The sequence below is a fragment of the Legionella qingyii genome (assembly GCF_003184185.1).
Map to the genome: position 1 here is coordinate 19,589 of NZ_QHJG01000045.1, position 8,614 is coordinate 28,202.

Below are 8,614 nucleotides of genomic sequence, written 5' to 3' on the forward strand. Positions count from 1 at the left end.
GAATAATGGTCGTAATAAATTTCAATCACAGGAATATATTTCTCTACAGCTTTCGATGTTCCCCTTTTCTTGCACAAGATATTCAATTTCATTTCGCCTGGAATTTTAGGCCAATTCTATCTATTCGGTGCGTTGAATCTAATAAGCGGTCAACTGAAATTCAGACACTTTGTACAAGAAGAGGTTTAATTATAATCATCCTTTGTATATAGTCTGTCGCCAGCATCACGCTTAGTGTAATTCAACTGAGGTTAAGTCTTTGTCACATGTTTCAAAATTTTTTAAAAAAGCACCCATGGAAGTATCAACCTACCTGTATTCCCATTTAGATACGCCACAGGATTTCTTAGCTGCATGGTTAGCGAATAACGGCTCAAAGCGACGAACCAGAAGACAGCAAAGATCAATAGAATTTGCTTTATTTAACAAAGAAGGCATGGAATTTTATCCTGCTCAAGTCAAGATATTAACAATACTCCTCAACTCTGAAGATGAGTTAACGGAAATTGATCCCGAGCATTTAAGTTATTTAGATAGAAAACTCACCGTTCAAATGAAAAACCCAAATTTGAGCATCAAGCAACTCATGCAGGGTATAAAGCTAACCGCCGCACTAAATAAAGTACCACTGCCCTCATTAGACATAGTCAGCCTATTACCTAAAGATTTAATGGATGTGATTTTTTTTAGGGAAACACTGATTGAAGCAGTGGCTAAAGAAGAACTCAAAACATTAGTCAATGCACTGCATATCAAACTGACTGCCCCCAGCAGGGAGGTTCGTTGGGAAGCATTAACACTCTTAGTAATGTTAGCCCAGAAAGTGGATAAAAAAACTCTTGAACTTTTTGTTTGCATAATAAACGGTTCACTAGATTATAACTATGGTTTTGGTAATGGCACAATCAACGAAATTCTATCTACATTAGCATCCAAATTGGATAAAAAAACGTTAGCCCCCCTTTTCCACTCATTGATAAAATACCTGGATGACAACAGACGTGGGCCATTTCTGGCAGCATTACAATATTTAACAGCCTTAGCCTCTAAAATAGAAGAAGGCATGTTGGGCGACCTTGTCGATTCAGTACAAAACATACTGAATTACACTGATAAGGATTTACAGAGCGAATATGCGGGAGACGTTATCAATGAGGCCTTACATTTTTTCGCTATATACGCTCCGGTAATAGATAAAAAAACTCTGGAATCCCTTATTGAACCGGTGAAAAATAAACTGGATGATCCTTCATGTGAGGCCAACACCGCGGCAGCAAAATGTTTAGCCGCATTTGCTCCTGAAATAAACAAGGAAAGACTACGTTCTCTTTTCGACTCAATCACAAGAAAACTCCATGATAATGATTGGAACGTTAGATTTAGAACATTAGGCTATTTACCAGAACTTGTTCCTGCAATGGATAAGGACATGCTGGAATACTTTATAGGCTCAGTGATAGAAAAATTGGATGACAACAATCCTAAAGTTAGAAAAAGGGCATTAGACTTTTTAAAAGATCATATTCCTGCAATGGATAACGAGATGCTGGCACACCTTGTTAACTCAGTACAAAATAAACTCCATGATAAGGAATATTTTGCTCGTAGCGCTGCACTACGCTGTTTGAAAGCACTTGTTCCTTGTATGGAAAAAGAGAGGTTGAAATCCATTACCAAGACAGTAAAAAAAATGCTGAATGACCCCAACGAGAATGTTCGTATTGGATCTTTATATTATTTCGCAGAATTAGCCTATGCAATAGATAAAGAAGTACCAGAAGCCTTTATTGAGGCAATAAAAGACAAATTAGATGACCCGAAGCACTCTGTTCGCGAAGAGACATTCTACTGTTTCACAAAACTTGTTCCCAGAATAAAAAAAGAATCTCTGGAACATCTTGTTCACCTTACCAGAAACATGCTGGATGACAGTAATTCTATTGAGCATGGGAAGGCATTAAATTTTTTAGAAGCGGCCATTCCAAGAATAGATGCAAAAATATTAGAGCAACTTGTCGAACCTCTGCAAAACAAACTAAATGCTCCCAAAGCGGATGTCCGTCTTGCAGCCTGTCACTGTTTCGCTGCACTAGCTTCAAGAATAGACAAAAAAACACTGGCAAACCTTATTGAAGTCCTGAAAAACAAACTGGATGACCGAGATAAAATTATTTGTAGTGGGGCATTAGATTGTTTCGCAGCCCTAGCCCCTTCAATGGATAAAGAAACCCAGGTGGCCCTTGTCTCCACAGTAAAAAATAAGCTGGTTGATTCATGTCCGACAACTTGTCTCGCTGCATTAGGCTGTCTCATCAAGTTTATACCTGCAATAGATAAGGAAATGCTAGGCGACATTTTTGACTCAGTTAAAAATAAAAACCTTCTAGAACACAACGATTACACTATTCGCCGCACGGCCTGCCATCTGCTTTGTTATATCCTGATTAATAACGACCTAGCTCTTGAGATAGATACTTCAAAAAAAAGCACCATAGAGGGCTTGCTCATTCAGACCGTGGCTGGATGGGTGACACAAATTCATGCCGCTTCTAATCAATCCCTGCCTGTGAAAGATAATCTCCATGTATGTCTCTCATAATCGGGCTCATCTTCGCACCTTAGTCTTCCTTGGCGCGCAACGTAGAAATAATACAGGACTTACGAAAACCACCAGGGTCGAGGCAAAAAATGTTTTTAATGAGGGAGTTTAGATAGACTAAATGACCGAATTAAAAACATTTTTTAACGAAGAGATTGGGGGTTTTCATAAGTCCTGTAATAATTAATTTTATCTACAACGGCTACTTACTTTATCCATTATGCAGCGCGAACTGATTGATTTACAGGCGTGTCTTGCTCGTAGAAAGGATTCGCATGCTCTAGTTGCCGTCCTTGAACAAAATGGATAAGGCTTTCAATATCAGAGTAGATAAAATTCAAAGAGCCGAGAAAGACATTGTCTCTACCGCTAACTGCTCTTAATTGTTGGTGCTGTGTTTCTGTCAATGAGACTTTATAGCAAGATAAGATACTTTTTGGACCTAACCGCCCTGATTCCATGCGTGCCAATAACTCGGGTGAGGAATAAAATTTACGTGTTATATTGGCTTCTTTCGCCAAATTCCAAATATAAGTTTTATTGTAATCACTTGCTTTTATTTGCTCCACGATTGGAATGAAAAAACAATGTACTTTTTTTTCATTTTCGATAGTTCCTTTGAGTTCTTGCTTAAAAAACATATTTATTCTCCATTTTAAGATAGTTAATTCAGAGCAAAAACAACCGAATGGACAAAGCAAACTTCCATATAATTCAAATTTATTGCGGAATAATTATTTCGAGAAACAAAAAAAAAATCCCTAAATTAGATAAGGTTAGTAGTTTTTTCACATCATGCCCGGATAAATGGTCTACATTTTTAATATAAACTCAATTTTTATACCATAAAATAATCATGGTGATCAATTTTTGCGAGAAATATTGTTATGAAAACAACAGAAACCGCACTTGCACAGATTGCAGTAGAATGGAATAAATTAAAAGAGATGATAACTAGAAGTCAAGAGAAGAGTTTTTTTAAAACTAGAGAAAACTTGACAGCAATTGATAACTTTTTTAATTTGATAGCACTTAAGCGTCAGCCAATGACTATTGGTGAATTGGCTGACGCCTTGCAAGTTCTAGAGCATTTAACGATTACGACTACAGGCTCTAAAAAAGTTTCTTTTGCGGACTGGTTGGATAACCATCGCTACCGAACCTCTCAAAACATTGGTATTCAAAAGAAGGTACAGAAAGAAAGTGCCTCTGAGAAAAAAAATGTTCAATATTCAATACATGAAAACTCTTCTCTCTTTCGTTTACTGGTTAAAACTCATGATACCTTAATCAATCATCATGAATTGGCAAATCTTCATGCCCAAGGTGAAATTCCCTGCAGCGAAATTTCTTACAGTCAAAGTGAACTCAAAGAATCACAAGCTCTTTATGATATGGAAACCACTACCCAACAGGAAGAAGCTAACGATAAGTCTACAATTATCGATGATCTTATCCGAAAGGGAGTAACACTATATGGCGCTGCAATTATTCCGGGGGCTGTGTTGGGTCATAGAGAGAGGATATTGCAAGAAGCCATACAAAATTTTGCTGGTGATAAAATTGATACACCTCATTCAAAAGCCAATAAACTTTATCATTTTGGTGGTCAGTTTTTACAAGGGAGTCTCTTGAAGGAATTTACTAATACGACTAAGTTGGTTGAGGATGATATTCAAGGCTTAGAAAGTGGTATTACTGTTGGACACATTAATTGGTCTAAAGATAGTAACGATAAAATTTATGCGACGGTTAATTTAAAAATCCTAACCTGTTCTTATGCGGATCCTCTTGATATGAGCAGTCCTCAACGGCTTTTTGTGATGGGTAGCGATGGTATTTCTTTGATAGAGCTTAATGAGGATGAGCTAGAGAAACCCCTGATGCAATGTCTTAGCGAAGTCCAAGGCGAAACAGAAAACAATATAGTTCCACTCGCCGAAATAAATGCAAAAATTGAAATAGTTAAGAATGAGTCCGGCACTGGTTATATGTTTCAGGTTAGCGAATTCACGACGAAGTATAATACACCCCAATTAGTCTCTACTAAGGCACCTGAACAAATGGAAAACATAATGTTCAAACCAATTTAGTTATCTTTTCTCACATCTCTAACGTCGAGCGTAGGTCGGCTCTGCAAAGAACTCAGGACAAACTAGAATCTATTGCCGTATCATCTTTTTTTCCTGATTGTTGATCGTTGTTGCTGTTTTTTTCCTTATAACGATCCCCCTCCATCTGCAGTCTGTTTTTGAAGTCAGTTTGATGTTTAACCCGCTCTTTTTCTGCCTTTTCTTCATGGGTATACATTCGCAGCTTGATAAATGGAGCACGCAATAGCCTGAATAAAAAATGCTTCACATTTTGGGGGGGGGGGATTGTCAATAATGTGGAATTAGCGTCGCGAGCATACTTATTAAATGCAGCTTCAAATTCTTTAAGCATAGCGTCCCTTTTTTCTGTATCTGGCGCATTCTTCATCTCCTCCGGAATTTTTGTTATGTCAGTTAGTTTTTTTGAAAATTTAGACATTACCTCCATTGATTCATTTATGGCCTCCATAGCTTCAGCGTTAGATTCTTTCTTCGCCAAAGCATCCTGCCTTGTAAGTTCTATCTGAGCGTTATCAAAGAGTGCTGATAAATTATGTATTCTCCTTATTACTTCGTCCAAGGATTCTTCCACGGGAAAATATTCTTCCACAGATGAAATATTAGGCATTCCCCTTTCTTCCCTAGCGATAACTTCCTCTCTAAGTTTGAGCAATGTAGTTTGCAATTCTGCTACATCCTTCTTCGCTGCACTGGTTTTGATAGAAGCTCCGATACCATATGTTGCTTCAAGTTTTTTAAGCATGCTATCTTTCACGAGTATTTCATAGTCACGTGATTTCAAGTATTTATCTTCTTTGGTAAGGGCGATAACAATTTTCTTGTCCGGATCGAGTTTGTGAATTTCTTTGATAGCCATTTCAGCTATATTATATGAATTCGTATTATCTCTATCGATGCACACCACACAAATTTGCGATTGTTCGATATAGTGTTGTCTTAGGTATGAAACTACATCATCGTATGATCCTGCGAAATCAAGTAATCTAATTTTAGTTCCCTCTTCAATTGATGTATCGTACGTATCGATAGAGGGCGTATGTATGTTCCCCGGTGAATCCGCACCCCGCAATGCATTACAAAGTGTTGTTTTACCAGAATGGTTGGTTCCACAGATCATTATTTGGAAGGGAGGGTTGTTACTTCGTTGAACTTTTGCTTTTGCCATGATCGGTAAACTCCCAATCCACATCATTATTTATTAAGTATAGTCGATTGCTATTATTGGAATTGGGGTTATAACCGAGAATCTCTTGTCAGCAAGTTATCAAGTTCCTCCAGAAAGCCAATTATTGTTTGGACTCTCGAGAGAATGTGTCGGGTTGGCCGACCGGAGGTATCGGCACCTGTTTTTGTACCGTTTTTCGAGTAATTAATGGGAAAATTGTTTATGTAGTTTCATTCCTGCGCAGGCGGGAATCTATCCATCAAATTAGTTTATTACTTTGTTTGTAATATGGATTCCCGCCTACGCGGGAATGACATCAATTTAGAGCAAAATAAATTATTAATGTTAATACTAGGCAACGCCCCTGAAGTTTTTTAGACAATATTTAGTCTTGAATTGATCAAAGATTTTTCAATTTCACTACGATCTGCCCTCTCTCCCGCTCCAGGAATTTTGATAGTATGATGATGCCTTTCGCGCCCTCATGAAAGATTATATCAGATTTTAAAAATTTCTTTTATTTTTAGCATATTAATATAAAATGCTGCGCCAATTGACGACTTTGCTACACAATGTAGTAGATACAAGGATCTATTTTATGCACACAGATAACACTACAACAAAAAAATTTCCCGTAGAAGATTTTAAAAAATATTTACACCTGTTTTTTATAGATATAATTAATTTATCTCAAACTAATAATATTCAGGCTTTTGAAAATCGTGAGGCTGGGTATACAAAGGCGATGTTAAATGCTTATAACTATGCTTTTAATGATTCTTTAACTGACGGACTTAGCCCTGAGATAATTTGTGGTATACATGCTCAAGCATTAGCTCATCAACCAAATTGTCATCCAGGACAACTTAAAAATTCACCCAATTTTTTTACTGTAGGCCTAGCTGAGTTAAGAACCCCTGATGGCCGGATACTCCAACCAATAAATCCAAATGGTTCACAACAAGGATTTGAAGAGTTTTTAAAATTTTGGTTTGTTGATAAGCAAAATCCTTTTCATTATATTCACTTCAAACCAACAAATCTCTCAGGGCAAGAGGTATTTTTATACCCTTTTAACTCAAAACTAAAAAAAGGTCTTAGTGTAATTTTCCAGCAAAGGCAATTTTTTGGCGTGACCAGCAAAACAGAGGACTATTTCCCAAATGCGACTGGATTCAACAAATTATTTGCATCACTCCTAACCAATACTGAGTATAAGTGTTTCATTAACATTTTAGAAAACAAGCTTCTACCTGCATCTGGCAATCGATTGTCTATTCAAAAATTAATGAAAAAAGAATTGAAGGACCTTTGTAATTCATATAACGAAGCGGTTAGTAAGGCAGGTACGAATGATGAACAAATACTACGAATAATTGTTCAGCATGTAAAATTGCTCAATCAATTGCACCCATTTGCGGATGGCAATTGTCGAACTTTTTATATTTTACTTAACCGACTATTAGCCAAAAATAATCTACCACTTTGTTTAATAATAGATCCAAATCGCTTGGAGATGTTATCCACTGATGAAGCATTAGAAGTGGTCAAAAAAGGGCAAAAAGATTATTTAGCTCTAATGAACAATGAAAAACCCTCAATTGTGGACACTCTTAACTCTACTCAACTAGAAATAGATATTGAACCCATGGAATTACCAGCCTCCCCCCCGGCCATTGATTCATTTGTTGCAATTATTGAAGAAAATCTACTTTCTTTAAAATCGAATAATGACGATCAAAATTCTAAAATTGGAACACATATTGAGCCACAGTTCTCTTTTTTACACCAGTTGAATTCTGAGCAGTATCATCATGAGCGATTAATGACTAAGGCAAAAAAATTATGCGGGGATAATGAAAATTTTATACCTTTGTTAAATGCAATTGATAAAAAAGATTATTCATTGGCATTACGCAAAGCAAGTTCCGTAGTAAATTTGCCTTTATTAAAATTAATATTAAGTTATCAAGAGAAATTAAAAATAGATGTTAATTTACCATCCAGTAATGGTTATACAGCATTGGATTGGGTTATGAAATCTAATTCACCTAAGAAGGATATCGAAGAAGCTACTGCTATGCTCCGTAAATTTGAGGCACTTAGCAGTGATGAAATAACCAACAAAATATCAATAACTAAAGCCGATTTTTAGATTTCTATTTAGGTTGATATTTCTATAAAATGGGATCGTGTATACTAACCTTTCAGGCTGTGTGCCTGATTCACTATCCCATTCTCCTTGTTCTTTATTGAATGTGTTAATTGTTAGCTAGGTTCTCAAACGTTTTATGAATGGCTATGAAAAGCCTAAGTAATTTGAGAACCTGGTAGTAATTATAGAAAAAGTAGCTTCACAGAAGGGGTATCACTTTGCTTGGCCATTTAACTCAAAATGCCCCTCTATCACATGAACTGTAAAATCAGTCCCAATTGTCGTTATTTCAATTCAGTTTTTATTACTTATAGTATTAAGATTTAAGTGCTTTTCCAAAACGTCTATTATTTTTGAATACGACTCTATGATTTGCTTATTACCCCTACCGCTCTCATGATATTGCTTTAGATTATATTGAGCTAACTCAAGAGCAGTTTGGCCCTCACCTTGTTCCGTGCCTTTATTTTTTAAATTTAAATCAGGATTATATTTAAGTAGTAAATCTACTCGTTCAAAATGCGTATTCCGGAGGACTTGATCACTAATTCCGTTAGTCATTTGATCACCGATTCCGGAGT

6 protein-coding genes are annotated in these 8,614 nt (G+C 36.5%); 3 read left to right on the forward strand and 3 right to left on the reverse strand.

Going from position 1 to position 8,614, the window contains the following annotated elements; translation table 11 throughout:
• Positions 1 to 295 precede the first annotated feature (295 nt).
• A complete protein-coding gene (locus DGG96_RS18840) occupies positions 296 to 2,599 on the forward strand; it encodes a sister chromatid cohesion protein PDS5 (RefSeq protein WP_126955781.1) in 2,304 nt (767 codons plus the stop codon).
• Between the two features lie 218 nt (positions 2,600 to 2,817).
• Here DGG96_RS18840 and DGG96_RS18845 read toward each other — a convergent pair whose 3' ends face one another.
• Positions 2,818 to 3,240, reverse strand: a complete 423-nt coding sequence (locus DGG96_RS18845) for a hypothetical protein (protein ID WP_110144030.1) — start codon at positions 3,238 to 3,240, stop codon at positions 2,818 to 2,820.
• A gap of 246 nt (positions 3,241 to 3,486) precedes the next feature.
• Here DGG96_RS18845 and DGG96_RS18850 point away from each other — a divergent pair, with 246 nt between their 5' ends.
• Positions 3,487 to 4,692: a hypothetical protein gene (locus DGG96_RS18850; protein ID WP_110144031.1), complete on the forward strand. Its 1,206-nt coding sequence runs from the start codon at positions 3,487 to 3,489 to the stop codon at positions 4,690 to 4,692.
• A 52-nt stretch (positions 4,693 to 4,744) separates the two neighbouring features.
• On the opposite strand, the gene DGG96_RS18855 is transcribed toward DGG96_RS18850, so the two are convergent.
• The gene (locus tag DGG96_RS18855) at positions 4,745 to 5,878 is read right to left on the reverse strand and encodes a GTPase domain-containing protein (RefSeq protein WP_158618898.1); all 1,134 of its coding nucleotides are present in this window, start codon (positions 5,876 to 5,878) and stop codon (positions 4,745 to 4,747) included.
• A 598-nt stretch (positions 5,879 to 6,476) separates the two neighbouring features.
• Between DGG96_RS18855 and DGG96_RS18860 the strand changes: the two genes are divergently transcribed.
• Positions 6,477 to 8,033: a Fic family protein gene (locus DGG96_RS18860; protein WP_158618899.1), complete on the forward strand. Its 1,557-nt coding sequence runs from the start codon at positions 6,477 to 6,479 to the stop codon at positions 8,031 to 8,033.
• A 294-nt stretch (positions 8,034 to 8,327) separates the two neighbouring features.
• Here DGG96_RS18860 and DGG96_RS18865 read toward each other — a convergent pair.
• On the reverse strand, positions 8,328 to 8,614 hold a 287-nt coding region (locus DGG96_RS18865; protein WP_205872628.1), incomplete at its 5' end, for a hypothetical protein.

Excerpts from the sequence above, each read along its gene's own strand:
- DGG96_RS18840 (WP_126955781.1), top strand. The coding sequence starts at position 296 with ATGGAAGTATCAACCTACCTGTATTCCCATTTAGATACGCCACAGGAT.
- DGG96_RS18845 (WP_110144030.1), bottom strand. The coding sequence starts at position 3,240 with ATGTTTTTTAAGCAAGAACTCAAAGGAACTATCGAAAATGAAAAAAAA.
- DGG96_RS18850 (WP_110144031.1), top strand. The coding sequence starts at position 3,487 with ATGAAAACAACAGAAACCGCACTTGCACAGATTGCAGTAGAATGGAAT.
- DGG96_RS18855 (WP_158618898.1), bottom strand. The coding sequence starts at position 5,878 with ATGGCAAAAGCAAAAGTTCAACGAAGTAACAACCCTCCCTTCCAAATA.
- DGG96_RS18860 (WP_158618899.1), top strand. The coding sequence starts at position 6,477 with ATGCACACAGATAACACTACAACAAAAAAATTTCCCGTAGAAGATTTT.